This is a genomic window from Dechloromonas sp. HYN0024 (genome assembly GCF_003441615.1).
GTDB lineage: Bacteria > Pseudomonadota > Gammaproteobacteria > Burkholderiales > Rhodocyclaceae > Azonexus.
The window spans coordinates 1,863,512-1,889,883 of sequence record NZ_CP031842.1 but is presented as its reverse complement, the minus strand read 5'-3'; the positions used below and the strand labels follow the sequence as shown (position 1 = coordinate 1,889,883).

Below are 26,372 nucleotides of genomic sequence, written 5' to 3'. Positions count from 1 at the left end.
AAGACAGAGTTCTGCTTTCCATAATTTTCGCCTTTGCTTAAGGCCGATGCCTCGCCTTTCAGGAGCATTCTGGAACGACCAACTGATTTTTCGTGCCCATCAGCTGAGCTTGGATCGAAGGCTTGCTACTGGTGCGTCTCAGAATTTCAAGTTGCTCTGTCAGGCGGTGTGGGGGTGTCAGATCAACTTTAATTTCTGCAGCTAAAATATCGCCATGCTCAGATCCGAACTCGTCGCCAATTTGGCGCAGCGCTTCCCTCAACTTCAGCAGGCCGATGCCGATATGGCAGTCGCCGAAATTATTGCCGCCCTGCGTCGTACGCTGAGTGCTGGTCACCGAGTTGAGATCCGTGGGTTCGGTAGCTTTGGCCTGAACTATCGTCCGCCACGTATCGGGCGTAACCCGAGGACAGGGGGGGCTGTCAATGTGCCAGCCAAGTGGGTGCCGCACTTCAAGCCAGGAAAAGAGCTGCGCGAGTTGGTTGATGCGCGGTGATCAACGACAGCCTCGATGTAATGGCTGTGCGCACTTTTGGATAACGTTCGATCAGCACTGAATGCCGAATTCAAGAATTATTGAGCCGCAGGTTTTTTGGCTTTCTTCTTCGCCACACTGGCATTGTCATCAGCTGCTTTTGTCGGGGGAGAAACTTCATTGGCGCTATGCCCAACCGATGCCAAGAGCTTGCAGAACTCCTTTTGCGCGCCATCGGCCGATCCGGTGACACCACCGGAGGTAGAGAATGACACCTCAACACGAACGCCCGGTTGGGATTTTTTGATCACGAAATTCAAGGGGACCGTCTTACCCTGTCCAAACGTAACGGTCTGGCTTGCGCTGATCATGCCGGCTTCCTTGCTGCTGCTATTGACCTGATACCCACTCGTTGCCACAGACTGAAGCAAGGCATCAAAAGCACCGCTGACCGTCTTCTTGGGAAATTCTTCGAAGGTGCTGTAGCGCGTTCCGGTCCAGAAACTGCCTTCAGTGGTGAAGTTGGTCGCACATGCCCCCAAGTTGCTGGGCACCGCCGCAGACTCTGGGCGAACTGTCGATTGGCTGGCACAACCCGCGAGCGTGGCAAGAAAGGCGGAAAGGGCGATGATTTGTTTGGAATTCAATTTAATTCTCCCTGAATGGCACTCGGATGGTGCCGTAGTCCTGCATGTTAAAAAGGTGATCTCCCTGGCTGGCGCTAACCAGAAAGACGAGGTGGATGTTTCGCGGTGGTGTTGAATTTGGGCATCAGTTTCCTGAGCCATAACGTCAGCCGGGTGCGAAGGGGCAGGGGATACATGGCCATTCCGTCGACCAATCGGCCGTTGTGACACACGAGATGGCCGTAGCGCTTTGGCACTGGGTCATAGCGGGCCAGACGTTCAGCGATGATTTCACTTTCCCAGCGCATGCTGCACCTGCCCTTTTTTAGCTTGTGCATCACGCAACCAATTCCATATCTGCAGTGGCATGAACGATGTCGGCTGTTTTGATGCGGGTTAATTGATCATCAGCGTCGTGCCTGGCGATCGCTCGGTTAATCGCCATCTGAAGAATCTCCTTCACATTGGCAATGGAGTGGCCTTCCAGTGACAGGGCAATTGAGATCGGGGTGACACCCTCTGCGAGTTCGACGCGCGCCGCTGCTTCCCATCGTTCGATATACGTGCGCAAGGTTCCAAGGTCCGGGACATCGAACTGGACCTTTTCGGTGAACCGACCGCCCCGCAAGGCAGCAGCATCCATCGCATCCGGATGGTTGGTGGCCGCAATGAACAGCACATCGGGAATCTGACCGGACGAACCATCGATGGCTGCGAGCAATTTATTGGTGATTGCCGCGTATGAGCTATGCCGGCGATTGGCCAGTACATCGTCCGCTTCATCAATGAAGATGACACAGGGCCGCAGGTCACTCGCTTCCTCTATGAGCTCATCGATCCGGTTGGTATTCGCGAGAAGGTCTGTGCCGCTCACCGACAGAAATGCCCAACGTGCTGTTTTGGCCAAGGTGCGAGCGCTCAAGGTTTTACCCGTGCCCGGCGGCCCATAGAACAGGACGCCTCGGGGAATGGTGCCACCCCGCGACTCGATCTCGACGACTCGTTGCATCCGGTAAGCTAGGGAGTTGAGTTTCTCCCGAGCATCCGGCATCAGGGTGAGCCCATCAAGCGTCGGCGTATTCTCGGCCAGTTGCCCCTGGCGTCCCTGAATCCGACGCAGTGCGAGGCCCAAATCGTCGTAGCTGATCAACTGGCGTTGCCGTGAGGCCTTTCTGGCTTCTTCGACAACAGCACTGATGCGCGATACGGAGAAACCTTCCCAACGTTGGGTGGCGGTTTCAATGGCCGACTGTTCCAGGCGACCTTTGGCCTGTGACTTGATCAGATGACGACGGGCATCGGCATCCGGCACCGGTACTTCAATCTTGAAATCGAAGCGCCCCTCGCGAATGGCCGCGCTATCGAGTCGATCCAGATGATTCGTGGCAGCCACGACTATCACCCCTGAGCGACGAATATTGACGAGCTCCGTCAGCAGAATATTGACGGTCTTGCCGCTATCCTCGCTTGAGTTCATGGCGTCCCGGTCAGTCAGCAGGCTGTCGACTTCATCGAAGAACAACACGCAGGGTGCATGAGCCCGTGCTTCGGCAAACACGGCAGGAATTCGTGAAGGGGAATCGCCAATCCACTTCGAGACGACCGAACCCACCGTGAGCGTCAGGAAAGGCAGCTTCAACTCGCCGGCCAGTGCTTCAGCCATGTAGGTCTTGCCATTACCCGGTTTGCCGAAGAGGAGAATGCCATTGCGTGCCTTATCGCCCCGCTGGTGGCTGGTCACGATATCCTGGCCGGCCATTAGCAACCGTTCTTTCATTGCTGCCATGCCGATCACGTCAGAGAACCGGATCTCCGGCATGCGGATTTCACATAGGTGGGTTTCGGCCAAGGGTTCAGCTGCTTCGGCTGGTTTGGCCATCATTTGCTGTAGCTTCTGAGGCTCGTCCGATTCGTCCTTCGTCCATTGACGGTAAAAATAATGCTGACGAATCAATGTCACGACCACCACTGCACTGAGCATCCAGAATTCCGGGAAGTGTGCCCAATTTCCCCAGAGGCGTAGGAACATGAGGGCGCATAGGAACAGATGCATGCGTGAAATGGATGGGATGACATGGTGGCTATCCAAAAGCAGTTGAAACACCACTACGCCAGAGATCAGGGCAAGCCAAACGCCAAAAAAGGCGATGAACAACTGAAATTTCCCGAGGTCGGGAACGGGATTGGTATTTCCCCACAAGGAAATGATCACCAGCAATACCGAGATAACGGCCACCATGGGGTTCAAGCCTTCGACGCCGCTGATCGCGAAACGCAATAAACGATTACTCATAGCGGCTCTCCAGGCGCGGGGCGGGCCAGAGCATTTGACGCATCCAGCTCAGTTCGCCCTGATGCTGATCGATCGCCTGCTGGATAGTCTCAAGGGCATTCGTGTTGGCTGCTTTGCGGGCCAGGGTGGCGCGCAAAACGACAAACATCCTGGCCTGAGCGATGTCGTATTCCCACTTCGTGCTGATCGATTTGCATCCGGGCGTTGACGCGCACAGCGCGGTCGCGGCTGAGGGTGAAAATGGTGGCGGTGAGGATTCCCACTTGCGCAGATAAAAGAGCAGGCAGGTGAATAACAGGATGCCGATCAGCAAAAATCGCAGAGCAAGGGAATAGGCGGTCAGGTTGCGCATGGAGTCTCCTAAAGAACCAACTCTACCGACCGAAAGTTCGATTTCAACCGCGATTTGATGGTCGCTTTCACGAATGCCAAGATCAGCACCTGTGGCTACTTACTGCTGATTCAGTGACAAATTGACCGACCGTGCTTTCATGATTTCGCGGACCGCCTTGTAAATCTGCCAAGGTCCGACCAGCCAGCCGAGGAGGGCGGCGACGAAAAGATGGAAGGACAACGCCATGAATCGTGCAGCTGGGTGAAAGTAGTGATGGCCCGGCGGGAAGTAGCGAGTTAAAGCACTCCAGCCGAAGGGGAGAAAGCTGGCCATCAAGGCGAGCGTGGTGATCGTCTGCCACGCCATGGCCGAGTTGCTGAGAATAGATAGGGTGCCCACTAGCAGCACACCGCTGATCGCCAACTGCTTGAAGAAGTAACGGGTCACGGCATTGTTATGCGCGATGACGCAGCGACTGCAGAGCACAGCGTCATTGTCGGTCTGGCATTTCGAGCACAAGGCCCGCTGACAGCCTGTACACAGACCTGTGGCATCGTTCTCCGGATGATTGGCACATTTCATAAAAACTCTCCCTGATTATTTGTAATGAGTACGCATAACGCATTGTGACGTAAACACGGCTGACGCAAAAGCATCTAACGGCGACCATCGGCAGATGGTTGACACAAATTCGATGCCAGCTGAAATCACGCTTCGCCAGATTCTTGGCGAGAATTTGAAGCGCCTGCGCGCTGAGCGTGAGTGGTCGCAAGAAGAGTTGGCCTACCAGGCTCAACTGCACCGCACCTTCGTGGCACACGTTGAGCGTTGCCAGCGCAACATCTCCCTCGACAACATCGAAAAGCTAGCTCAAGCCTTTCAGATTCCGGCTTTCCAGTTACTGACCCCGATGTTTCCAGGCGAAAGTCGCCTGACCGACTGATCGCTTGGACCGGGCTAGCTCAGTAATAGATAAGACAGAACAGCGCCGGCGCTAATCCCTGTCACTGCAGCAAGGCAGTCGGTGAAACAGGCTTTGACGCGCAAGAATGTGCCATGGTGGCGATGTGCCCAATGCGCCAATTGGCGAAAATCATCCGCAGCTTTTTGATGCCGGCCGATACATCGTTCCAAAAACTCCAATGTGGCGTAGGCCCGTGCGCGCGGACTGACACCTTTCAGGTGGGCATGTGCGCTGCGGCTGTCGCGTGACGCGAAATCAATCATGAAGCAGCGGCGAGGGATGTGGCGTGGTGTCGGCATGATTTCCTTTGTTTGGCTCAGATGATCAATCAAGGCTACGGATCAAAATTCCAATTTCAACTGCCTTTTGTAGTCATCGCGAAACTTTTTCGAATTGGAAATCAGGGCTGCAATCGCACCTTCTTTGTTGTAAAAAGGCGAGTCCTGAGTCTGACGAATATCCCATTGCACCTCGATCGGCTCAAGCGCAACGCGTCGGGAAAAGCGGCGGGCTGCCGCCATGGCCGATCGCATACAGCGCCGTTGCAATGTACCGTGCCGCCGTAGTCGCTGATTCCCGGCTGGGGTATTACGGAGCATTTCAAGCAGCAGGCGTATCTCTCGCATTCTTAGCGTGAGGCGCTGGCGGTCAGTACTGAACGGAATGGTGAAGTTATTCACCGTGAGGCGGAGCTTGGCTTTTTTCATGATCGTGATCCGTCAACCTAGGGGATGGCGCTGCCAAGATGGCCGTGCGCTGATGCATCCTGATCTTCTGTTGTACCGATCAAAAATTGGATTTCAACTCGAAATTTGCGGTTGAATTGACATTTTTTTCTGGTATCGGCGAGGAATTTCGCGCTGAAATATGGGGCGATATTCGTCATGTGCGGTTTGAAATCCGCATGCTGATCGATAAAACGGCGGACGTGACCAAGACCGAACCCCGCATTTGGGTGGTCAATTTTGCTGTTTTAGACACGCGAAATTCATTGCCAACCTTGGCAAACTGAGAACAGGTTGGAGCAATGCGGGGAGTAGCCAACTAACCCGCCGTGCCTTTCTGCGCCGACTGCTTATATGTCCCGGCTCATGCCTGGTCAGAACAATTCATACATAACGAATCGTATCGTACGGTTCGTATCAGATTGAAAGAAGCCTATGCCACGTGCAGTCACAATCAACTATGACGATGTTGTTCGTCACTCAGAGGCAATCATCGCCGAGGGCGGAAAGCTGACCTTGCGTCTGATTCGTGAGCGGCATGGGTCGGGGAGCCTGGGCACGATTCAAAAGCATTTCCAGCGCTGGGAGAAGACGCAGGCATTAGCACGCCAAGCGGCATTGAGTTTGCCGTCATCGATACAGCAAACCATTCTCGAGTTTGTCTGCAACGAACTTTCTGCAGGGCGTTCTGAGCTTGAGCACCGCTTGTGCCAGGCAGCCACTTATGCCGATGAATTGGCGACGGAAAACGAGCGCCTAGTAATGAAGCTTGAAGAGCAGCTAAATACAATTGATGCCTTGCGAAGCGAAAAGTCTGTCCTGGAAGGTCGGCTAGGTGAAGTTGAAATCGTTGTCGGGACGCTTCGTGAAGAATCGGCTCGGGAGCGTCAAGCCGCAGAAATTGCACGGACCGACGTTGCCAGGCTGATGCTTCGTCTCGAGAGACTGCCTCTGCTGGAGGCTGAACTCATCGATGCGCGCAACGCATGCTGGCTGGTTGATAGTAGCCACGCCGAGGTTGCGAAAGAACTTGCTGTTGCCAAGTCGGCATACCAGGCACTGGAGCTTTCCAAAAATGTTCAGTTTGAAAACCTGCAGTCCCGTCTTGCCGACACGCAGGAAAAGCTACAAATGGCCACCGCACAAGTTCAAGAAGCTCAAACAGAAAGATTTAAGGCCGTAGCTGAACTTGCTGCCGTACACGCAATGCGTGCAGATGAGGGTTCCCGTGTCGCCGAGAGAGTCGGGGCTCTGGAGGGTTCGCTGACAATACTGCGGCAGTCAGTTTCAATCCCGGATCAGAACAATTCTTTTTGAGTTTGCCGCGGTGTCAAACGAAGTGGGGGAGGGGGTACCGATTCTATTGCCGCTTCTCGGCCAAAGCTGACTTTCGCACTCCTGCCTGAATCAGGCAGCTATGCATCATTTAGCTGCCGCTTGGTCTTTGAAGATTGCAAATGATCATATAGTTGCTCAAACATCTCATCAGCACCCCATGCCTGTGCTGCTGTAAAAGCAATCGGATACTTGTATGGCCAGGCAAGGCTCACCCGCATATTCGCTCCAAAAGACGCGATCCCCTGTGATCAGGTTAATCAGGTCTTCCTCGAACGTCTCCTGGAAATGGGGGAGGGCCTTGAGCTTGTCCCGGAACGCCGCTTGATGCTCCCTGGTTTCGGCATCAATCCGCTCGGGCCCCTTGACGAGCTTGATGGTGATCTTGTCGTTCCCTGGTATTTCGGCATCTTTGATGAAGGCATGGATCAAATCTCTTACCAGGTTTCTATCGCCCGATTTTTCCACGCTCGTAATGCGCGTACTGTAAAACCGGTACAGCATGGCAGTGCCAACTAAGTGGAGGTACCCGGCGATCGCGAGGAACGGAAAAACCAAAAAGCTGGCCAAGTGGGTATCAATGAATACGTAAATCAGCCCGACAGCGGTTCCGATGAGTAGGGTGGCTGCCGATCTGGTGGCAATGGCGAGACGTTGGGCGCGTTGTTTGGCTGGGGAATTGTCCTTCGTTACCAGGCTGATCAGTACAATCAACGCGACGGCCAGCGTGCCGATGACGCCCAATGCTAAGGCTTGTTCTTCCGTTATATTGAACATGGTTGGGAGGGTTTCCATTTGAAATTTGTTTGCATGGTGAATCTAATTTACCGATGCAAACCGCAATTTCAACCGCCATTTTTGCCCTTGATGAATATTTTTGAGCGGGGCAGCGATATGGCTGTGCAGGCGACGGCTGCAGGCATAACGCTACGGAACAAGCCCCCGGGGTGGTCCATTTTTGATCAGTCGGCTCAATCCATCGCCATTGATGCAACTGGCCCATGCCGTAGTTCAAGGAGGTTTGCGGCAGGTACGGATTGAACCGCAAATGTCACCCCATCGGGCCCCGCGAACTCGATTAGCACATGTTCTGCATCCAGAACCTCAACCACTGTCCCGACCTGGCCGCGGGGCAGCCTGCCGTGGTCGGCCAGAAGGGCGATTACCGCGAGGAGTTTGGGGGGTACGGCCATTGATGCCCCGTGGCGAACGACTGATGAAGATTCTCGGAAACAAGGGGTTGATCGAAGCACTCAGAGCCTGAAAAGGCCTTATTTTAGTTCGCCTGCCGTTTCAGGTCGCCTTCTCGGCAATAAAAACGCTGGCGTGCACAAATCTTCAACTGCAAGCCAAGTTTCCTTTGCGTTTTTACACAGTCTGGGCCACAACCGGCCGGTCGAGGTTACATTTCAATTTCTGCTGGTGACGCGCCCGATGATCGAGTTGACTGGCCGCTATTCGGCGAGCAAATTGATGACCGCACTACCGCAACCCGGCCATTTTCGGACATGGCCACCGGCTAGTGCTGTAGTAGTCGGTTGTTGGCCTAGGCCATTGGCGACCCGCCTTCTACCTTATCAGCCAGAACGAGATTTTCACCAATTGTGTGACGATTCCCGCAGCAAATGCTGGAGAATAGTAGGCGAAATTTACAAGCAGCCCGACACCAGCCAACCAGAAGAATTCCTACAAAGTATGCTTGTCCGCACCGTCAGGGTTCATCTGTCGGAGTTTTTCGATGTTGCTAACCCAATCATTCATCGCATCCTTATCATCCAGCAACTGAGCGACTGTTTTCTTAGCTGCTCGTTGATTTGATCGCATCGAAAAATTGGTGGCATTGGATGCTGTGACTAACGGCTGCTGATTGTCCATTTGCTATTCTCTCTAAGAAATGTTGGCCAGAAAATCTGCCAAAACGGCCTGATTGGACTCACACTGGTTTTTATGGTTTCGAAAATTATACCAGTCTAAGGGGCGCCGAACTCATTGCGGAATTCCATCGGACGAGCATGTTGCCTTTGATCAACTTGGTGTCGCAAGGTAGAGCCAAATTCTGGCTTTCGATAGACTCCGGTGCATCTTGATTTCACATGCAGAGTCATGGCCACCGAAATTGAACTAAAGCTTTACTGTTCTCCCGACGAGATTGCTCGCCTTGAGACTCACCCCTTAATTACAGCAGGCGTTGAAACCAAAACCGCAAAGCGCCTAGACAACACTTACTACGACACCCCAGACCTAGCACTGCATCAAGAACGAATTGCGCTTCGTGTTCGAGCCACCGCTACGGAACAACTGCAAACGGTCAAATGTGCTGCTGATTCTATAGCCGGTCTATCGGCTCGCCCAGAGTGGGAAACCACGTATTCGGGCGCATTCGATTTTAGCGGTGTTGATGCCCGAAAGGTTCGTGCGTTCTTAAAGCAACGACAGTCGAGCTTGGTACCGGTATTCACAACATCGTTTGAGCGACGAACCTGGCGTATTGATGTTTCCAAGAATATTGCCCTGTGGGTCATGGTGGATACCGGAACCATATCGTCAGGTGACCGCATCGTGCCGATTTCTGAAGTAGAACTGGAACTGGCACAAGGCAACCCAGAGGATCTACTCGATTTTGCTATAGCTTTGGCAACCCACCTGCCTTTGGTACCCCATGATGTCAGCAAGGCCGAACGTGGCTATCAGTTGTTCTTGAACCAAACAAATAGCCCGCAGAAGGCATCCCCAAGTCCTCTTGGTATCAAACAGAACTCGGCAGATGCTTTCCGCCTCCTTGCCTACCAAGGGATGCAAATGTGGCAAGCCAATCTCTTAGGCACCCTGACATCACAGGGCCAGGAGTATGTTCATCAATTTCGGGTTTCGCTTCGTCGCCTCAATAGTCTCATCAAGGTCTTTAAGCCAGCCTTGGCTAGGCGTTTTCAGTCGCAATGGACAACACGCGTCAAAGAGCTGTCACAGATTACCGGCGATGTCCGCGACCTGGATGTGATGCGGTCTGGCATCGTGGAACCTATGTTGCAGAGTGATGATCCGGAAATCCTCTCTCATGCAAAGGCTGCACTTGCTGCTTTGGAGAATGCCAAGCATGTAGCACTTGAGCAGGTTCAACAACTGCACTACGGCGGCCCCGTCCTCTTGTTTGCGCGCGATTTGCACGACCTGGACACAGATGATTTCCCGAAAAACATGCCGCGTTTCGCCGAAAAGCAACTTGCAGGCTTGCACCGCAATGCGGTAAAACGGCTAACCAAAACGCTCAAAGCGCCAACCCCGGAACAGGCCCACCGATTCCGAATCGCTTTGAAACATCTGCGCTACACCTGTGAATTTTTTGCGCCGCTATTCGATCAGGCCGAGATGCTGGAATACGCCAAAGCGATTGCTAGCTTGCAAGACGCCTTTGGATTCATCAATGACTTTCATGTGGCCCTTTCCAGCCTGCATGAATGGGAAGAACAAGAAGAAATTTCTAAGGAAACACGCGAATGCGTTGCCGCGTGGCATTCCCCGCATGCTCAAAAGGTATTGTCAGATGCCTTGCAAATTGCCGAGTCGGTAATGAGCCGCTGCCAGCCTTGGTGCACCGAATGTGAACGCAGAGGGATGTCGTCGATTCGTCGTCGCATGCAGGATGACATAAAATTTAATGTCGAATAGATAATTGAACATGGGGTGTGCGGAAGTGTTTTGTCAGGCAGGTGCTAGAGAGAATGGTACGGTGGAAAGCTAGAACAATATCAGTCTTCAACTAAAGGCTAGCGGTAATAAGCTAATGTGATATCGGGGCGAAAATGCCCCAATTCTTGACTTAACACCTTTTGAGCTTCCTCAAAAGAAAGACCTAATTTGCAAAGTATCTTCGTGCGAGATTTTGCATAGCTATGCCGTAACCCGTGAGCACCATGTGAGAAACCAAGTGCGGTTTTCGACGCATTAGTAAAACTTTGGGAAAAGGCCTGTCCGAACCCAATGTCATAATACTGGTTATAAAATATTTCGCGGTCGACGACCTTATTCGGCACCTCCAACCGACGAAATTCAAGCATCTCGGCCAGATTTTTCGCTAAGGCTACTTCTCTTCTTAACCCACCTTTGCCGATAACTATATATTTTTGGACATTGTCCTGCCCATTAAAGCGACGGGAGTCCCATTGTCTGTGCGGGGATGGCTGAATTTCATTCGCACGTCGAATAGTTGCAAGCTCATGCGCTCTTAAGCCAGCCGAAAATGCGACTACGGTCGATAAGGCATTCTTCTCGGTTTGATGTCTAATCACTCTTGAAATTTCGTCTCCCGTGTAGGATCGCGAGTTTCGGTAAGTGTCAATCTGAGATCGAATTATCGGTAGCTTTATGCTATACGCAACTTGTAACGAGTTTCGATTTTGATTTAACGTCGACTGTTGAACGACTTCTGATCGTTCTTCTAAAAAGTTTCGAAGTTGGGATGCATTGTCTTGTTGTGATGGATGCAGTCCATTAATTTCTCGCCACTGTAGGTATACGTGAAGGGAGTACTTCAGGTCACGCTTCGTTCCCAAGGATGCAATCTTCCCTTGCTGTGTCGCGGATTTTCGCGGAAGCCTTGAAACGTACTTTTTTGAAACGAGTCTCTGTGCCTGTTTCATGATTGGGTTTTTTGATTGATTTGGCATATTACTATTCGCTATTCTGTGAAGCAGCGATTAATAAAGCGCGATAGTTGACTTATTGAGCCAGGCATGGATTTGTCACCGTATTTGCGTTTGAGACTTGATGAAATGACGCTTAGTGACTTTCCTCGCGCGCGCATTTGCAAGATTTCTTCTCTATACGGTTGAAATTTTGACGCGCGATTCCGCATGCGAGGTCTCGTAGATTGAGTCGCCGATGCGCTCTCAGCAGGAGACAATATCTCCAGCAAATTGTGAAGAAAGCCGTTGTCCATCAGATCGAACCTCCAACATGAAAATTGACGACATGTAAGTAAGAAATTCAACGAGGTTTGTCGTCGTTGTACCCTCCCTTCTGAGGCAGGACGGCACGTGCCCCCGATATGCATTCAAAGCGACTCCCTAGGGCGAGGAGTGCGTTGTCAATCAGCTAAAATGGAATGAACTAAATCGCAGTGATGTGCGATCGTCGAACGGCGAAAAGCCGGACGTGGTGACGCCGAAACGTATGAATGCTTTATGAAAATACGTGCGCCACAGCTGGCGACGTGAAACTCCTGAGCGGAGCTTCTTTTAGCAGTAATCAGCGCAGCAATTGAGTCAAACCACTCAAGCCTTCCTGAATCTGCAGAACAGGGTAGATAACTAACCTGACCTTTCCAAGAGTACAGAAAGGATTTTTTATATAGGCAGGTTTAGGCCACGCTTACCTTTTGTTTCTACCTAGATTTTACTGAATTTTTTTGCACATGCAAGCTAAATGCAACGATTTTTATCGTTCGGAATTTTTGCATTTAGGGATTCTCGAAAAATTCCTAACTGCAAGATATATATAGATTATTTCGTGTGTTTTCGCCCTGACACAGCGGGTGATACAAGAGCCAAATAATGTTTGTATTATGCGTTGAAGAGCATCGAAAAAATCGATCATTCGGATTTGAAGTCATAACCGTGTAAAAAATGTGGCATATAGTGTTTCAGTTATTTTTGTAACTTTTGTTCCTGTCCAACTACTTTATGGTTCTCGGTAAAAGCGCTTCCTGATAGTTTTCCTCACATGTTCTGTCTATAGACAATCTTCGATTTGGCACACATGCAACGTATCCCTCAGTCTGTTCAGGAATCGATCGAAGGCGGGCATCTCCCATCCCCGCCGGAAATTCTCTTGCGCCTGATGAAAACCGTTGACGATGAGCAGGCGACGATGGGAGATCTGGCGAGTATCGTCGAGCAGGATCCGGGATTGGCCAGCCGCATTCTGAGTGTCGCCAACTCACCGGCACTGCGCCGAGGCCGAGAACTCAATAGTCTTGAAAACTGTCTAGTGGCGCTGGGAACACGCCTGGTTCGCTCTCTGGCGACCTGCCTTTCCATTCAAAGACTGTTTGACCGCAATCCCAAACTTGACGCAGCGACTGTTGCCGACTTTTGGAGCCATTCTCTGCTGGTTGCCGAGCTTGCCCGCAGCGTAGCCGAACTGGCGGACTATCCTCGCCCAGACGAAGCCTATCTGTCGGGGTTGTTGCACGACATCGGAGAACTGATCCTGCTGACAGCACTGGGTGACCCGTATCGTCGCTTTCTGAAGAATTCGGCTGAAGACGCCAAACTTCAGGCTGAGGAAATCCACCTGTTTGGCACGACCCATGCCGAGGTGGGGGGCTGGCTGATCGATCAGTGGGGACTGGACACTCAGTTAGCCGATAGCGTGGCCTTTCATCATGCTTCTGCCGTGCAGATACTGACGGCCACCTCGTTGCCGCAGATTATCTGGATCGCCCAGACGATAAGCACCACTGACGACAATTCGCCAGAAATGGGCATGGTCCTAAATCACAGCAGTCTCAAGCTTGAGATGTCTGCGCTGCTCGCTGCCAAAGAACGTTCGATCCAGCGCACCCGTCAGATTGCAGAGGCATTGGGCATCACCGTTTCCGAGGAATTCCCGAAGCGCAGCACCGCTATCGCTGCACCCATCGCACCTTCTACCCCTCCGTCGAGCAAAGCTGAGGAGGATATGGCGACGATTGTCGGCGGCATGGCATTGTTGCAACCACTTCAGCAGGACTTGTTTCAGCTCGGGAGCGATACTGAGGTACTGCTCGCCTTAAGGGAGTCCGCGCGGATTCTCTTTGAACTCCCGAAAGTGGCCATCCTGCTCGCCAACGATAAAGGCGATGCGCTGTCTGGCGACAAGGTTGGGGCGCAGCCGGAAATTTTCCGGCAACTTTCCATCCCGATGATTTCAGACCGCGCATTAGCTGCCGCTGCCGTCATTGGTCGCCAGGTACGAACCACCTTTGATCAGAGCGAATCGCCGACCTTGCTCGATGTGCAACTGGCCCGAGCGCTCTCTGCCGATGGCCTGCTTTGTATCCCGATGTTGGCGCGCAGCCGCACTGTCGGTGTGATGATTTGTGGCTTGTCGGAAAAGCAGTACGGTCGTCTTCAGCGCCGGATTCCCTGGTTGGCCAATTTCGGCAAAATCGCTGCCATCAGTCTTGATGCCCTGACTGAGGCGAACAAGCATCGCCAGCAAGTTGAAGAGGAACTGACCCACCAATTTACTCGGCACGCTCGGCAGATTGTCCACGAGGCGGGAAATCCCCTTGGCATCATCAAAAGCTATCTCAAAATTCTCGAACGGAAACTGCCGGAAGATGGTGTTCGCGAGGAACTGACTATTCTGACCGAGGAAATTGATCGTGTGGCCAATATTGTGGGGCACATGACCCATGCCCTCAAACGCAGTGCTGAAGCCACAACTATTGATCTCGTCAGCGTTCTCAATGATTTGCTGCTGCTCTATGCGGACCCCTTGTTCAATTCTCGGGGAATACGGATCGAAACGGCCCTTCCCCAGATCGGACTGCCCGTTCAGATCAATCGTGACAACCTGAAGCAAATCGTCCTGAATCTCTGGAAGAACGCCTCGGAAGCGCTCGTTGCGGGAAAAACCATCAAGATATCGGTCAGCGACAACATCATTCATGATGGAGCGAGCTACGTTCAGTTGCGTGTCGATGACAATGGTCCGGGCATGCCGGAAGAGACTATCCAGTCCATCTATCACCCGAAACCAGTGACAGACACCTCACAACGCGGATTGGGCCTTTCCGTGGTTGGCTTATTGTCCAAGCAGGAAGGGATCTTGATCACCTGCAGAAGCCAGATAGGCGCTGGAACCAGCATTGCGTTGCTGATTCCAAAGAGCCGAAAGCCTTCGACGGAGCCGTAGCGCATGAACGCCATCACCGCGCTATATGAACTCGCCAATGTGCCAACCATTCAGGCGTGCCAGAACGTTCTGATTGTTGACGATGAGCCACGCTTTCGACGCGCCTATATGGAGTTGCTGGCCGGTGATCAGCGATCAATTACCGAAGCCAGCACTGGGCAGGAGGCCATCGCCATACTTAAGGAAGGCAAGACAGACCTGGTCATTCTGGACCTGATGCTTCCCGACATCTCCGGTCTGGAGATCATGGAGTGGATGACCACCCACAGAATCGACACCTCGGTGATCATATTTAGTGCGGACAAGTCGATAAACTCGGCCATCCATGCATTGCGTCATCGGGCCTTTGAGTTCCTGCGCAAGGATTGCGACCCTAACGACATGATCATCGCTGTTGGCCGGGCCTTAGCCAATCGACAGCGCGACAAGGAACTCGCAATCGTCTCTGCCCAGCTCCAGCATTCGGAGCAGTTGCACCGATTCCTCGTCGAGCAGTCGCCCGACATGATCTTTACCCTGGATCGTGAAGGTCGATTCACCTTCATCAATGGGCGCGTCAGCGCCTTGCTGGGCTATGCCCCAGACGAGTTGGTCGGACAAAACTACACGGGTGTCGTGGATCCGCGTGACCACGAGCATGTGCAATATGCCTTCAACGAAAGGCGAGTTGGAGAACGCGCCACGAGCAACCTTGAAGTCCGCTTCAAGCGAAAACCTTCCATGCCGCGCATGGGAGGGAACTCGGTCATGACGGCAATTTTGAGTTCGCAGGGTGTCTACGAATCGACCGCCAGTGAATCTTCAGAGGTCTTCCTTGGTACATCTGGTGTCGCTCGCGACATTTCAGAGCGCAAGAAAGCAGAAGAAACAATCACCTTCCAAGCATTTCATGACCTTCTAACCAAGCTGCCCAATCGAATACTGTTCGTTGACCGCCTGGAGATGGCGATTGCCCAAGCTACGAGACGTAAGGAAAAGCTTGCCGTGATGTTCCTGGACATTGATCGGTTCAAGTTGGTGAACGATACCTATGGTCATCAGGTTGGAGATCAGTTGCTCCGGAAATTTGCTGCTCGCGCCCGGGGGTGTTTGCGCACGGGCGACACTCTGGCACGACAAGGTGGAGATGAATTTACTGCCTTGCTGCCGACCATCGGCAATATTGAAGATGCGCACGTCGTTGCTGAGAAAATCATCGAGGAACTGCGCAGGCCATTCCTGCTTGGCGAAACCCAATTTCTGGCCACAACCAGCATTGGCATAGCGGTTTACCCTGACAACAGCACGAACGCCGAAGAATTGATTCGCTGCGCAGACATGGCGATGTACCAGGTTAAAGCGCAGGGAAAAAATGGCTATGCAGCTTTTCAGCCGGATATGCACACGGCCCACCTTGACCGCTTGTCCATTGAAAACGATCTGCGGAAGGCCGTTAAGGAAGGCGATCAGTTTGAACTGTATTTCCAACCGCAGATCGATGCCGAATCGAGAAAGGTCATCGGTGTCGAAGCACTGATTCGCTGGCACCACCCCAGCGCGGGCATGATTAGCCCTGATGTTTTTATTCCTATTGCTGAAGATACTGGGCTGATCATCACCATTAGTGACTGGGTCCTGCGCGAGGCTTGTGCGCAATTAGTGCGACTCAAGAAAGAAGGGTTCGGAGACCTCAGATTGGGCGTGAACCTTTCGGCCCGAGAGTTTGATCGCGCCGATCTTCTGGAGCGAATTCGACTTCCTCTCGATGAATTCCGGATTTCCCCAGAATCACTCGAGATCGAAATTACCGAAAGCCTCCTCATGAAGGATGCCGAGAACATTGTGGCACGGGTGAAGCATCTTCGTGGTACCGGTGTAAATATTTCGATCGACGACTTTGGGACTCGCTATTCGTCCCTAAATTACCTTCGCCGTTTCTCGGTCAGTCGGATCAAGATCGACCAGTCCTTTGTGCGTGACCTTAAGACATTTAGCGATTCATTTGCCATCATTCAGGCGATTGTTGGCATTGCCAAGAATTTCAATCTTCAGTTGATAGCCGAAGGCGTAGAAACCGACCATCAGGTTGCCATCCTTAGGCAACTTGGGTGCAATGAAATGCAGGGATATTTTTTCAGTCGGCCACTGCCGAGTGCCCAATTGATGGCGTTTTTGCGCCTTTCAAACCAGTTTTGAAGCCCGGTGGTGAGGTACGAATTTTTTGGCTAGCCTTTACCTGAACCAGCTACTCCGGGTGGCTGAAACGAGATAATTCATTTACCGGAAGCCGTTCGGGTTGTTGCTCTGCCAGCGCCAGGCATCGACACACATAGCATCTATGTTTCGTTCGGCACGCCAGTCGAGTACAGCGGCAGCTAAAGCAGGATCAGCGTAGCAGGAGGCCACATCGCCAGATCGACGTGGCGCTAATTCGTAAGGCACCGACCTGCCGCTGGCTTTTTCAAAAGCACTGATGACATCGCGAACGCTGTAACCGGTTCCGGTGCCAAGATTGACTTCAAAGCATTGTGCCTCGTTAAGGCGCTCCAATGCCTTTAGGTGACCAAGTGCCAGGTCCACGACATGGATGTAGTCACGTACGCCAGTTCCATCGGGGGTGGGGTAATCGTTGCCCCAGATTTTCAGTTTCTCGCGGCGGCCAACCGCCACCTGTGCGACAAAAGGCATCAGGTTGTTTGGGATACCTTGCGGATCTTCGCCAATCATCCCGCTGGCGTGCGCACCGACCGGATTGAAATAGCGCAGGATGGCGATTCGCCATGATGGGTCAGCGCGATAGAGGTCGCGCAGCATGTCTTCAATAACAAGTTTTGTCCGTCCGTACGGGTTGGTCGCCGACAGCGGGTGATTTTCCATCAGGGGCAATTGTTGTGGTTCTCCATATACCGTCGCCGATGAACTGAAAACCAGTGTCTTGACATCACAGTCACGCATCGCGCTGAGCAGACGATGAGTGCCGATAACGTTGTTGTCGTAGTAGTCGAGGGGATTCTCGACAGATTCGCCGACGGCTTTCAGTCCGGCAAAATGAATGACTGCTTGGCACTCGAACTTTCGCAATGCAGATGCCAGGGCATCTTGGTCGCGAACATCGCCTTCGACGCAGTGAATTTTCTTGCCGGTGATTGCCGCGACCCGCTGCAGGGATTCCCGATGGCTGTTCGAGAAATTGTCGAAAACTACGACCTCCTGACCTGACTGGAGTAGTTCAACACAGGTGTGTGAGCCAATATAGCCAGCGCCGCCTGTCACAAAAATCATCGTCGGTTACCAATAAGCTAAAAGCCTGATATTGCTAGCTTGAGGTGAACAACGTATTACCGCGAATGTGACGAATTCAGATTCTTGGAAGTCTCTGCTGAGTCCTACGACATCTGTCTGTTCATTAACCAGCGGTAACGATTGAGTACGGCGGGAACGTAGCGATTGGTTTCGTTAAACGGCGGAATTTTCATGCCCCAGCGACGAACGGCATTTTCTCCGGCATTGTAGGCGGCTAGCGCCAGCGAGAGGTTGCCGCCAAACTGGTTGATCAGGAGAGACAGGTAGCGGGCACCGCCCTTGAGGTTTTGTTCGGGGTCGTTCCGGTTCGTCGTGCCAAAACGTTGTGCGGTCTGCGGCATCAACTGCATCAGCCCAACCGCCCCCTTGGGTGATTTTGCATCGGGGTTGTAGCCGGATTCGACCATGATGACTGCGTGCAGCAAGGCTGGTTCAAGGTCGTTCTGCCTGGCAATGCTTTCCACCAGCGGGGTATACAGGCGCATGCGATCCGATGCGCGGCTTGCGTCGCCGTGCCTAGCCAGCGATGTCCTTGGAAGATCGTTCGTCCGTAGAAAAAGGTTGAATCCACCGCCATCCGGCATGTCGGAGAATACCGGAACACCACTGTCGTCGCGGACGTAAATGTCGGCCATGGCCGGGAGGCACATGGCGAACAGCAGACTTGCTACGCCCAACGCCTTAACGGTGCCTCTGCCGGTCTTCGCTTCTGCAGGATTTCCTTGTCCGTTCATTTCGATGATGTCCATGTGAGGATGGATGCTAGTGGAGATATGTGACAACTTCGTATCGACGGTGTAGTTAAGGCAGATTATTCGAGGTGACCTCATTCATGGTTCTGTCACACGAGGCAACTAGACTCGGCGCTCCCAAACCGACTTGATTGCCTTACCATCGATGAATCCAATTGCTCGAGGCATTTCCTCACCTATCCGGCGCTTGCGGTCGCTGGGATTCACCTTGCTCGAACTGCTGGTGGTCATGGTCATCATCGGCTTGCTGGCATCCTACGTCGGTCCGCGTCTCTTCGCCCAGATTGGCAAATCCGAGATCAAGGCTGCCCGCGCCCAGATCGACTCGCTGGAAAAAGGGCTGGATCAATATCGACTGGATACGGGCAGCTATCCGACCACCGAGCAGGGCCTCGTGGCGCTGATGTCTGCTCCGTCCGGTGTCACCAGATGGTCGGGGCCGTATCTCAAGAAGGCGCTGCCAATGGACCCCTGGGGGAACGCCTACGTCTATCGCATGCCGGGAGAACACGGCGGCGATTTCGACTTGCTCTCCTACGGCAAAGATGGTCAGCCCGGCGGCAGCGGCGAAGCGGAAGACATAGGTAACTGGTAACGGCAACATGCGCCACAAGGTCAAGGTCCTTCGCCAGGGAGAAGTGGCATTCCTGGACATTGACGCCCGGAATGCCGAAGAAGCATGGCAACTTGCTGAGCGGCAGGGGCACTCGGTGCTGTCGGTCGGTGCGGCCTCGTTCTTGAGCGGGCAACTGGGTGGGCGCAAGACGAATTTTCCCCTGAAGCTTTTCAGTCAGGAACTTCTGGCCCTGCTTGAATCCGGTCTGACGGTCGTTGTCGGCATCGAGGTGCTCGCCGAGAAGGAGCGCAACGCCTCGGTCCGCGGCACGCTGGAGCATATTCTCGGGCGTCTGCATGAAGGCCGCCCGCTCTCATCTGCTGTCGAAGAACTGCCCGAGATATTTCCCAGGCTTTACGTCGCCAGTGTCCGGGCCAGCGAAAAGACCAGCAATCTTGATGAAGCCCTGCGGCGTTTCATCACCTATCAGAGCCAGATCGACGATGTCCGTGCCAAGCTCGTCAGCGCCTCGATCTATCCGGTACTCCTCCTCGGCGTTGGTGGCCTCATCATCATCTTTCTGCTCGCCTTCGTGGTGCCGCGCTTCAGCCGCATCTACGAGGATTTGCATGGTGAACTCCCCTGGCTGTCGCGCGTTCTGCTCGAATGGGGGCACCTTGCCGAGAATTATGGGCTGAGCGTCCTCATTGCTGTCGCCATCCTGGCATTCGGCGCTTTCCGCCTGCTGCAACAGGAGTCGGTCAAGGCAAAACTGGGGGCACTGATCTGGAAATCACCGGCCATCGGCGAGCGCTTGCGGATATTTCATCTGTCGCGCTGTTATCGTACGACCGGCATGCTCCTGCGTGGCGGTATCCCATTCACTGCCGCGCTCGAGATGGTCGAAGGGCTACTGACTCCGGTGCTGCGCCCACGTCTGCGCCTAGCCACTGCACGCATCAGCGAAGGGGTGCCGGCTTCCCGGGCCCTTGAGGAAAACGGGCTGACGACGTCGGTCTCCCAGCGTTTGCTGCGGGTCGGCGAGCAGACCGGCAACATGGGCGAAATGATGGAACGCATCGCTGCCTTCCACGATGAGGAAATGGCGCGTTGGATCGACACGGTCAGCCGGTTGTTCGGCCCCTTGCTGATGATGTTCATCGGCTTGTTGATCGGCGGCATCGTCATCCTGCTTTACCTGCCCATCTTTCAGGTTGCGGAGAGTATCGGATGAACGCCATCGACCCCAACTTCGCCATGCCCCGCGCCTTTTCTGCCGCCGACATCGTCGCCGCCCACCGCGCGGCCGGCGCTCAAACACTGGTCGCCATCCTCGAGCAGCAAAGCGGGATGGACGCCGAGGAATTCGTGGCGGCCCTGGCCGCGACGGTCAAGCTTCCGGTGTGCACGATGGGCGAACTGAATGTGCGGGCGGCCTGTTTCGACCGCCTGTCCTTTGGCGAAGCCCTGCGCATGCATTGCATCCCGGTCCGTGATGCAGACAGCACGGTCAAGGTCGTGGTTGCCGATCCATTCGACAATGATCTGCGCGACCGGCTCAGCGAGCTGTTCGTCCACCTGCCGCCGATCCTCGTCGCCCACAGCGCCGATATTGCCGCCCGCCTGAATCGCCACGAGGATACATCAACGGCCCTCGATGGCATGGGCACCATGGAGACTACGCGGGAAGCCGGGGCGATCAGCGAGATTTCGCTCAAGACCATCAGCGCCGATACCAGCCCGGTCGTCCGCCTGGTCAATTCGACGCTGCACGATGCCCTGAAGGCCGGGGCCAGCGATGTGCATATGGAAACTAGCCACACCGGGATGACCATCAAGTGTCGGGTCGACGGGGTGCTGGTCGCCGTTGGCGAAATCCCCGGCGTCGATCTTGCCGAGCAGGCGATATCCCGTATCAAGGTAATGGCCGAGCTTGATATCTCGGAGCGGCGGGTACCGCAGGACGGTCGCTTCCGTGTCAATTACCAGGGCCGCGAAATCGACCTGCGGGTCTCAATCATGCCCAGTATCCATGGTGAGGACGCCGTCTTGCGCATTCTCGACCGGCGGGCACTATCGGCCGAACTGGCCGGGCTGACCTTGGGCAGTCTTGGCTTTAGCGCGGCCACAATCGAGCAGTTGCGCGACCTCTCGGAACAGCCCTACGGCATGCTTCTCGTTACCGGGCCGACCGGTAGTGGCAAGACCACCACGCTGTACGGCGCAATCGGTGAAATCAATCATGGGCGCGACAAGATCATCACCATCGAAGATCCAGTCGAATATCAGTTGTCCGGGGTATTGCAGATACCGGTCAATGAAAAAAAAGGGCTGACCTTTGCTAGGGGTCTGCGCTCGATTCTTCGGCACGACCCGGACAAGATCATGGTCGGCGAAATCCGCGACGGTGAAACTGCCCAGATTGCCGTGCAGGCGGCGCTCACCGGCCACCTTGTGTTTACCACGGTGCACGCCAACAACGCCTTCGACGTGCTCGGCCGCTTCACCCACATGGGCGTTGATCCCTACAGCCTGGTTGCGGCGCTCAACGGGGTGGTTGCCCAACGACTGCTCCGGGTCAATTGTCCCGAATGCACCGAGGATGTGACGCCCGACCCGCGCCTGCTTGCCCGATCCGGCATTGTCGGGGCCGAAACCTATCGTTTCCGCGCCGGGCGCGGATGCGGCCACTGCCTAGGTACTGGCTACAAGGGACGGAAGGCAGTGGCCGAAGTCCTGATTCTCGATGACGAATTGCGCGACATGATCACCAACCGCGAGTCGGTCAGCCGTATCAAGGAGTCAGTGCGCGCCAAGGGCGGACGCTTCCTGCGCGATGCAGCCCTCGATATGGCGAGAGACGGCGAAACCAGTCTTGAGGAGGTCAACCGTGTGGTTGCCTGATGTCCTGCATGTGGCCTTTGTTCCGACGGGCCTTTGCCTGTGCACGGTCGACCCAGTGCGGCGCAAGGTGCGCGAATATAACGAGATTGCACTCGGGCAGAGTGCCGCCGTAGCTGGCGAATCATCCTGGCAGCCCTGGGTCGACGCGCTGGCGGCCTGGCTTTGCGAAAGACCCCGGCAACGCTTCAACGTCTCTGTCGTGCTGCCTGATGGACTGGTGCGCTATCAGGTCTTGCCCTGGCGGTCCGGCATCTCAATCAGTGCTGAATGGCAAGCCTATGCCGCCTACCGTTTCCGTGAGGTCTATGGTGAAAGAGCCGCTACCTGGCGCTTCCAGGTGGCCCTGACTCCACCCGGCGAAACTGCCCTGGCCACGGCGATCGACGCCAAGTTGCTCGAGGCGCTGCGTGGCGTGGTCAGCAAGCCGTCAAAGCTGGTCTCGGTGCAACCGCGTTTTGTTGCCGGCTACAATCACTGGCGGCAAAAGCTCAAAGGCAAAAGCTGTTGGTTTGCCACCCATGAACACGGCCGCGTCTGCCTCGGGTTCATCCAGCAGGGGCGCTGGCAGGTGGTGCGCAATGAAAGTTGCGCGGAACTGTCGTCGCAGGGCATGGCCGAACTGTTGCACCGCCTCGATCTGACGCTCGACGAGTCGGCCCGGAGCGCACCTGTATTCTGTACGGGTGAATTTGCCGACGAGGCGCCGCAGAGCAGCCTGGCCGGACATTCGCTGCACAGTCTTCGGCTTCCCGTGGACGGCCACCCCGGACGGCACCAGATGGCCATGGCCAGGGGGTTGTGAGCATGCGCCGGATCATTCTCGATTATGTGACGCCGCCCGGACGTCCGTTCTTTGCCTGGATCATTCTCGTTGCCGGTGCCGTGGTCCTTGGTCTGGCCGCCGATGGCTATGCCGACCGGGTTGACGAGGTACAACTTCTCGAGACACAGCTGACCCGTCTGAAACGTCAGACCAGCGCGCCGCAGACTGCCAAGGGCCGCAGCCAGGTGGCTGCCAAGGAGCGCAGCGAACAGCGCGAGCGCGAACTCCTTGCCAAGGCGTCGGGGGTGAGCTGGGCATCGCCGCTGACGGCCATCGAGACGGCGCTGGACAGGGACGTCGCCTTGATCGCCCTGAACCAGGAGTTTTCAGCACGACGCATCAAGCTGGGACTGGAAGCTAAAAGCATCGCCGATGCCCTGGCCTTTGCCGACCGCCTGCGCGCTACGGGTAAGTTCGACGATGTCGTTCTGACCGGGCACGAAACCAAGAAATCGTCGGGTGTCGAAGCACTTGGCCTGACCTTCGTACTCGTCTGGAAGGCGACGACATGAAGCCGGGCAATTCCCTGGCCTTGCTCTGGCCGCGCGTGCGTTTCCATGGCCTCGCCATGGGCTGGCCGGCGCTGCTCGGCCTGGCGCTGGCGGCCGGCGCCGTGGCGCTCGAACTGATGGTCGTCGATGATCTCGATGCACGCATCGAAAAACTGCAGCAGAGCCGCTCCAGCCTGCGGAAAAAGCTTGTCGCCGCTAGTTCGCAGAGCGAAATCCGGGGGCTTCTGGTGTCCGAACTGGTGGATGTTAACGCCATTGATTCGGTTATCGCCGGTGTTCATACGGCCGCCCGGAACAGTGGTGTTCGTCTCGAGCAGGGCGACTACAAACTGCAGCCCGAACCGGATACCCGCCTCTTGCACTATCGCATAGCGTTTCCCGCCAAGGGCGATTATCTCCAGCTCCGGCGCTGGCTCGACGAGGCTATCGAAGCCCAACCCGGGTTGATGGTCGAGGAGTTTTCGCTGCGCCGGGATGATATCGGCAACGACATGCTGGAGGCTCGCGTTAGTCTCGGTTTGCTGGTGCGGCAACCATGAGCCGCTGCTTACTCCTGCTGGCGATGATTGTCGTGAGTCTGCCGGTCTGGGCGGCGGATGTGGCCTCACCGGAGAAGCCGGCCGCAGTAGGCCCGGTCAGTCTGTTTCCGCGCCAGAGCTGGCTTCCTCCGCCACTACCCGCACCGCCGCCGCCGAAACCGGTGGCGCCGCCATTGCCTTTCCAGTATCGCGGCTCATTGCTCGACGATGGGAAGGTCACCGTCTTTCTCGCCCAGCAGATGCGTCAGATCCTCGTCAAAGAAGGCGATGTCATCGACAACACCTATCGGGTCGACGGCATTTCGCCGCAGTCGGTCGCATTTACCTATTTGCCTCTCAACGAGAAGCAGCAATTGAGTACAGGAAGAAATCAGTGATTGCCAAACAATACAGGCCGCTACTGCTGGCGCTGCTGGTCAGTACGCTGCTAGCGGCATGCAGCAGCAACCCGGCCTTTGACGAAGGGCGTCGCCTGCTGGCCGAAGGCAAGCAAGAGCAGGGCGTCGAACTGTTGGCCAAAGCCTTGCGCGACAAGCCAGATGATCCGGAAGTGCGTAGCCAGTATTACCGTCAGCGCGAGATCCTCTCCGGGCGTCAGCTCAGCGTGGCCGAAAGCACCCGTGCTGCGGGCAGGCTGGACGAGGCCGAGACCCTGTTTCGTCAGGTCTTGAAGACCGATTCCGACAACGTGCGGGCCAATGGTGGGCTGGCCGAAATTTCAGCGGCGCGCCGTCGTCAGGGTGTCGTCCGGGATGCCGAAACCTTGTTGAAGAAAAGCGATTCGGTGGCGGCAGAAAATCTGCTGCGCATCGTGCTGACGGAAGACCCGAATCAGAGCGAAGCGAGGGCCAGTCTGAAGCGCATCCGCGACGATGAGGCGAATGCGCGGTCGACTGCCCAGGGAATCAACGGTCCGTTTGCCAAGCCGATTACCCTGGAATTCCGCGACACGCCCCTGCGCGCCGCCTTCGAGGTAATGTCGCGAACGGCCGGCCTCAATTTCGTCCTCGACAAGGATGTCAAGGCCGACGTCAAGATCACCCTATTTGTGCGTAATGTCAGTATTGAGGATGCTCTGCGCCTGATCCTCGTAACTAACCAGCTCGACCGCAAGCTCCTCAATGACAACTCGGTGCTGATCTATCCCAATATTCCCGCCAAACTCAAGGAATATCAGGAAACCGTCGTCAAGACCTTCTACCTCGCCAATGCCGACGTCAAGCAGGCCCAGGCGCTGATCAAGAGCATGATCAAGAGCAAGGATGTCTTCATCGACGAAAAGCTCAACCTGCTCATCGTCAAGGACACGCCGGATGCCATCAAGCTCGCCGAGAAACTGATCGAATCGCTCGATCTGGCGTTGCCTGAAGTGATGCTCGAAGTCGAGGTGCTCGAAGTGTCGCGCAATCGCCTGCTCAACCTTGGCCTGCAGTTTCCCGATCACGTCAGTTACGGCAAGCTGACCCCGGATAGTACGACTGCCTCGTCCAACGGTACCCTTTTAGTCAATTCGACCGCTTTTGGTGGCGCGCTGGCTCCAGGCAATATCGATCTGGCGCGGGCGACGGGCCTGACTTCATTCGTCCTCAACCCCGGCATTACGCTCAACCTCAAGAAACAGGACGGCGACAGCCGGTTGCTGGCCAATCCGCGCATTCGGGTCATCAATCGCGAAAAGGCCAAGATACACATTGGCGATAAGCTGCCGGTATTTACCACGACCTCGACGGCCAACGTCGGCGTTGCCGCCTCGGTGTCCTACCTCGATGTCGGTCTCAAGCTGGAAGTCGAGCCGACCGTCCATCTCGACGAAAACGTCGAAATGAAGGTTGGTCTGGAAGTCAGCAGCATCGTCAAGGAGGTGGCTGGGCCGAGCAACTCGCTGGCCTACCAGATCGGCACGCGCTCGGCCAACACGGTGCTTCGTCTGCGCGATGGCGAAACCCAGATTCTGGCGGGACTAATCAACGATGAAGAGCGCTCCAGCGCCAATCGCATACCGGGACTGGGCGACATGCCGGTTGTCGGCCGCCTGTTTTCAAGTCAGAGCGATAGTAAGAACAAGACGGAAATCGTCCTGCTCATCACGCCGCGGGTCATCCGCAATGTGGTGCGGCCGGAAGCCTCGGCACCAGCCATTGTTTCGGGAACCGAAATGGCGGTCGGCGTGGCTCCGTTCACGATCAGGGCAGGGGGGCTGCGCGGCATTTCGTCGGGCGGAGCGAGCCGTCAGAACGAGATTCTGGCTGTTGAACCGGCAGTCGCCGATGCGCCACTGGCTGAAGTGCAGCAGGTTGCGCCACCATCCGTCGAGGCTGTTCCGGCCCCGGCGGCCGGTAAATAGGTTAGGGTG

At 55.0% G+C, this 26,372-nt stretch carries 28 protein-coding genes; 15 read left to right on the top strand and 13 right to left on the bottom strand.

Annotated features, from left to right (window positions below; all coding sequences use genetic code 11):
- Positions 1 to 58: 58 nt before the first annotated feature.
- Complete coding sequence (locus tag HYN24_RS16140) at positions 59 to 337, bottom strand: hypothetical protein (RefSeq protein ID WP_240327795.1); 279 nt, start codon at positions 335 to 337, stop codon at positions 59 to 61.
- Here HYN24_RS16140 and HYN24_RS09100 point away from each other — a divergent pair.
- Positions 242 to 496 carry an integration host factor subunit beta gene (locus HYN24_RS09100; RefSeq protein WP_240327774.1) on the top strand — a complete coding sequence of 85 codons (255 nt, stop codon included), beginning with the start codon at positions 242 to 244 and terminating at the stop codon, positions 494 to 496. The genes HYN24_RS16140 and HYN24_RS09100 overlap by 96 nt on opposite strands.
- Positions 497 to 573: 77 nt before the next feature.
- Here HYN24_RS09100 and HYN24_RS09095 read toward each other — a convergent pair whose 3' ends face one another.
- The 4 genes from HYN24_RS09095 to HYN24_RS09075 form a co-directional block, all read right to left on the bottom strand.
- Complete coding sequence (locus tag HYN24_RS09095) at positions 574 to 1,122, bottom strand: hypothetical protein (protein WP_117608955.1); 549 nt, start codon at positions 1,120 to 1,122, stop codon at positions 574 to 576.
- 316 nt (positions 1,123 to 1,438) lie between these two features.
- Complete coding sequence (locus HYN24_RS09085) at positions 1,439 to 3,394, bottom strand: ATP-binding protein (protein WP_117608953.1); 1,956 nt, start codon at positions 3,392 to 3,394, stop codon at positions 1,439 to 1,441.
- Positions 3,387 to 3,746, bottom strand: coding sequence for a hypothetical protein (locus tag HYN24_RS09080; RefSeq protein ID WP_117608952.1), 360 nt, complete (start codon positions 3,744 to 3,746; stop codon positions 3,387 to 3,389). The genes HYN24_RS09085 and HYN24_RS09080 overlap by 8 nt, the downstream gene beginning before the upstream one ends.
- A 99-nt stretch (positions 3,747 to 3,845) precedes the next feature.
- Positions 3,846 to 4,310, bottom strand: coding sequence for a hypothetical protein (locus HYN24_RS09075; protein ID WP_117608951.1), 465 nt, complete (start codon positions 4,308 to 4,310; stop codon positions 3,846 to 3,848).
- A 112-nt stretch (positions 4,311 to 4,422) separates the two neighbouring features.
- On the opposite strand from HYN24_RS09075, the gene HYN24_RS09070 reads away from it, so the two are divergent.
- Positions 4,423 to 4,671 (top strand): helix-turn-helix domain-containing protein, encoded by a 249-nt coding sequence (locus tag HYN24_RS09070; RefSeq protein ID WP_205421362.1) that lies wholly within the window; start codon positions 4,423 to 4,425, stop codon positions 4,669 to 4,671.
- Positions 4,672 to 4,685: 14 nt separating this feature from the next.
- Here the strand turns inward: HYN24_RS09070 and HYN24_RS15910 are convergent, their stop codons facing one another.
- Together HYN24_RS15910 and HYN24_RS15905 are read right to left on the bottom strand one after the other, a co-directional pair.
- Entirely contained in the window at positions 4,686 to 5,024 is a 339-nt protein-coding gene (locus HYN24_RS15910; RefSeq protein WP_162888680.1) for a hypothetical protein, read from the bottom strand.
- 9 nt (positions 5,025 to 5,033) lie between these two features.
- A complete protein-coding gene (locus tag HYN24_RS15905; protein ID WP_162888679.1) occupies positions 5,034 to 5,399 on the bottom strand; it encodes a hypothetical protein in 366 nt (121 codons plus the stop codon).
- A gap of 86 nt (positions 5,400 to 5,485) precedes the next feature.
- Between HYN24_RS15905 and HYN24_RS09060 the strand changes: the two genes are divergently transcribed.
- Together HYN24_RS09060 and HYN24_RS09055 are read left to right on the top strand one after the other, a co-directional pair.
- A complete protein-coding gene (locus HYN24_RS09060) occupies positions 5,486 to 5,704 on the top strand; it encodes a hypothetical protein (RefSeq protein ID WP_117608948.1) in 219 nt (72 codons plus the stop codon).
- A gap of 148 nt (positions 5,705 to 5,852) precedes the next feature.
- A complete protein-coding gene (locus tag HYN24_RS09055; RefSeq protein ID WP_117608947.1) occupies positions 5,853 to 6,734 on the top strand; it encodes a DNA-binding protein in 882 nt (293 codons plus the stop codon).
- Positions 6,735 to 6,902: 168 nt separating this feature from the next.
- Here HYN24_RS09055 and HYN24_RS09050 read toward each other — a convergent pair whose 3' ends face one another.
- The 3 genes from HYN24_RS09050 to HYN24_RS09040 all read right to left on the bottom strand — a co-directional run bounded on the left by HYN24_RS09050 (position 6,903) and on the right by HYN24_RS09040 (position 8,627).
- Positions 6,903 to 7,547, bottom strand: coding sequence for a hypothetical protein (locus tag HYN24_RS09050; RefSeq protein WP_117608946.1), 645 nt, complete (start codon positions 7,545 to 7,547; stop codon positions 6,903 to 6,905).
- Positions 7,548 to 7,723: 176 nt separating this feature from the next.
- A complete protein-coding gene (locus HYN24_RS09045; protein WP_117608945.1) occupies positions 7,724 to 7,945 on the bottom strand; it encodes a DUF4926 domain-containing protein in 222 nt (73 codons plus the stop codon).
- A gap of 493 nt (positions 7,946 to 8,438) precedes the next feature.
- Entirely contained in the window at positions 8,439 to 8,627 is a 189-nt protein-coding gene (locus tag HYN24_RS09040) for a hypothetical protein (protein WP_117608944.1), read from the bottom strand.
- A gap of 228 nt (positions 8,628 to 8,855) precedes the next feature.
- Here HYN24_RS09040 and HYN24_RS09035 point away from each other — a divergent pair, with 228 nt between their 5' ends.
- On the top strand, positions 8,856 to 10,418 hold the full coding sequence (locus tag HYN24_RS09035; protein WP_117608943.1) for a CYTH and CHAD domain-containing protein: 1,563 nt from the start codon (positions 8,856 to 8,858) through the stop codon (positions 10,416 to 10,418).
- 98 nt (positions 10,419 to 10,516) lie between these two features.
- Here HYN24_RS09035 and HYN24_RS15900 read toward each other — a convergent pair whose 3' ends face one another.
- Positions 10,517 to 11,038, bottom strand: coding sequence for a site-specific integrase (locus HYN24_RS15900; protein ID WP_162888678.1), 522 nt, complete (start codon positions 11,036 to 11,038; stop codon positions 10,517 to 10,519).
- Between the two features lie 1,549 nt (positions 11,039 to 12,587).
- Here HYN24_RS15900 and HYN24_RS09030 point away from each other — a divergent pair.
- Together HYN24_RS09030 and HYN24_RS09025 are read left to right on the top strand one after the other, a co-directional pair.
- Positions 12,588 to 14,651, top strand: coding sequence for an HDOD domain-containing protein (locus HYN24_RS09030; protein WP_240327646.1), 2,064 nt, complete (start codon positions 12,588 to 12,590; stop codon positions 14,649 to 14,651).
- 3 nt (positions 14,652 to 14,654) lie between these two features.
- Complete coding sequence (locus tag HYN24_RS09025; protein WP_117608941.1) at positions 14,655 to 16,826, top strand: EAL domain-containing protein; 2,172 nt, start codon at positions 14,655 to 14,657, stop codon at positions 16,824 to 16,826.
- A gap of 81 nt (positions 16,827 to 16,907) precedes the next feature.
- On the opposite strand, the gene galE is transcribed toward HYN24_RS09025, so the two are convergent.
- Both galE and HYN24_RS09015 read right to left on the bottom strand, forming a co-directional pair.
- Positions 16,908 to 17,912, bottom strand: coding sequence for a UDP-glucose 4-epimerase GalE (galE, locus tag HYN24_RS09020; protein WP_117608940.1), 1,005 nt, complete (start codon positions 17,910 to 17,912; stop codon positions 16,908 to 16,910).
- 104 nt (positions 17,913 to 18,016) lie between these two features.
- Positions 18,017 to 18,682, bottom strand: a complete 666-nt coding sequence (locus HYN24_RS09015) for a lytic transglycosylase domain-containing protein (RefSeq protein WP_205421361.1) — start codon at positions 18,680 to 18,682, stop codon at positions 18,017 to 18,019.
- A gap of 148 nt (positions 18,683 to 18,830) precedes the next feature.
- Here HYN24_RS09015 and gspG point away from each other — a divergent pair, with 148 nt between their 5' ends.
- From gspG to HYN24_RS08980, 8 genes are read left to right on the top strand one after another with little or no spacing between them, the layout of a single operon-like run.
- Positions 18,831 to 19,280 (top strand): type II secretion system major pseudopilin GspG, encoded by a 450-nt coding sequence (gspG, locus tag HYN24_RS09010; protein ID WP_117608939.1) that lies wholly within the window; start codon positions 18,831 to 18,833, stop codon positions 19,278 to 19,280.
- Positions 19,281 to 19,287: 7 nt separating this feature from the next.
- Positions 19,288 to 20,475, top strand: coding sequence for a type II secretion system F family protein (locus HYN24_RS09005; RefSeq protein WP_117608938.1), 1,188 nt, complete (start codon positions 19,288 to 19,290; stop codon positions 20,473 to 20,475).
- The gene (locus HYN24_RS09000; protein WP_117608937.1) at positions 20,472 to 22,145 is read left to right on the top strand and encodes a GspE/PulE family protein; all 1,674 of its coding nucleotides are present in this window, start codon (positions 20,472 to 20,474) and stop codon (positions 22,143 to 22,145) included. The genes HYN24_RS09005 and HYN24_RS09000 overlap by 4 nt, the downstream gene beginning before the upstream one ends.
- Positions 22,132 to 22,947: a hypothetical protein gene (locus HYN24_RS08995; RefSeq protein ID WP_117608936.1), complete on the top strand. Its 816-nt coding sequence runs from the start codon at positions 22,132 to 22,134 to the stop codon at positions 22,945 to 22,947. The genes HYN24_RS09000 and HYN24_RS08995 overlap by 14 nt, the downstream gene beginning before the upstream one ends.
- A gap of 2 nt (positions 22,948 to 22,949) precedes the next feature.
- Positions 22,950 to 23,480: a hypothetical protein gene (locus HYN24_RS08990; protein WP_117608935.1), complete on the top strand. Its 531-nt coding sequence runs from the start codon at positions 22,950 to 22,952 to the stop codon at positions 23,478 to 23,480.
- Positions 23,477 to 24,019 (top strand): hypothetical protein, encoded by a 543-nt coding sequence (locus HYN24_RS08985; protein ID WP_117608934.1) that lies wholly within the window; start codon positions 23,477 to 23,479, stop codon positions 24,017 to 24,019. Before HYN24_RS08990 ends, HYN24_RS08985 begins: the two co-directional genes overlap by 4 nt.
- Positions 24,016 to 24,396 (top strand): hypothetical protein, encoded by a 381-nt coding sequence (locus tag HYN24_RS15895; RefSeq protein ID WP_162888677.1) that lies wholly within the window; start codon positions 24,016 to 24,018, stop codon positions 24,394 to 24,396. Before HYN24_RS08985 ends, HYN24_RS15895 begins: the two co-directional genes overlap by 4 nt.
- Positions 24,393 to 26,363, top strand: coding sequence for a secretin N-terminal domain-containing protein (locus HYN24_RS08980; RefSeq protein ID WP_162888676.1), 1,971 nt, complete (start codon positions 24,393 to 24,395; stop codon positions 26,361 to 26,363). The genes HYN24_RS15895 and HYN24_RS08980 overlap by 4 nt, the downstream gene beginning before the upstream one ends.
- Positions 26,364 to 26,372 lie beyond the last annotated feature (9 nt).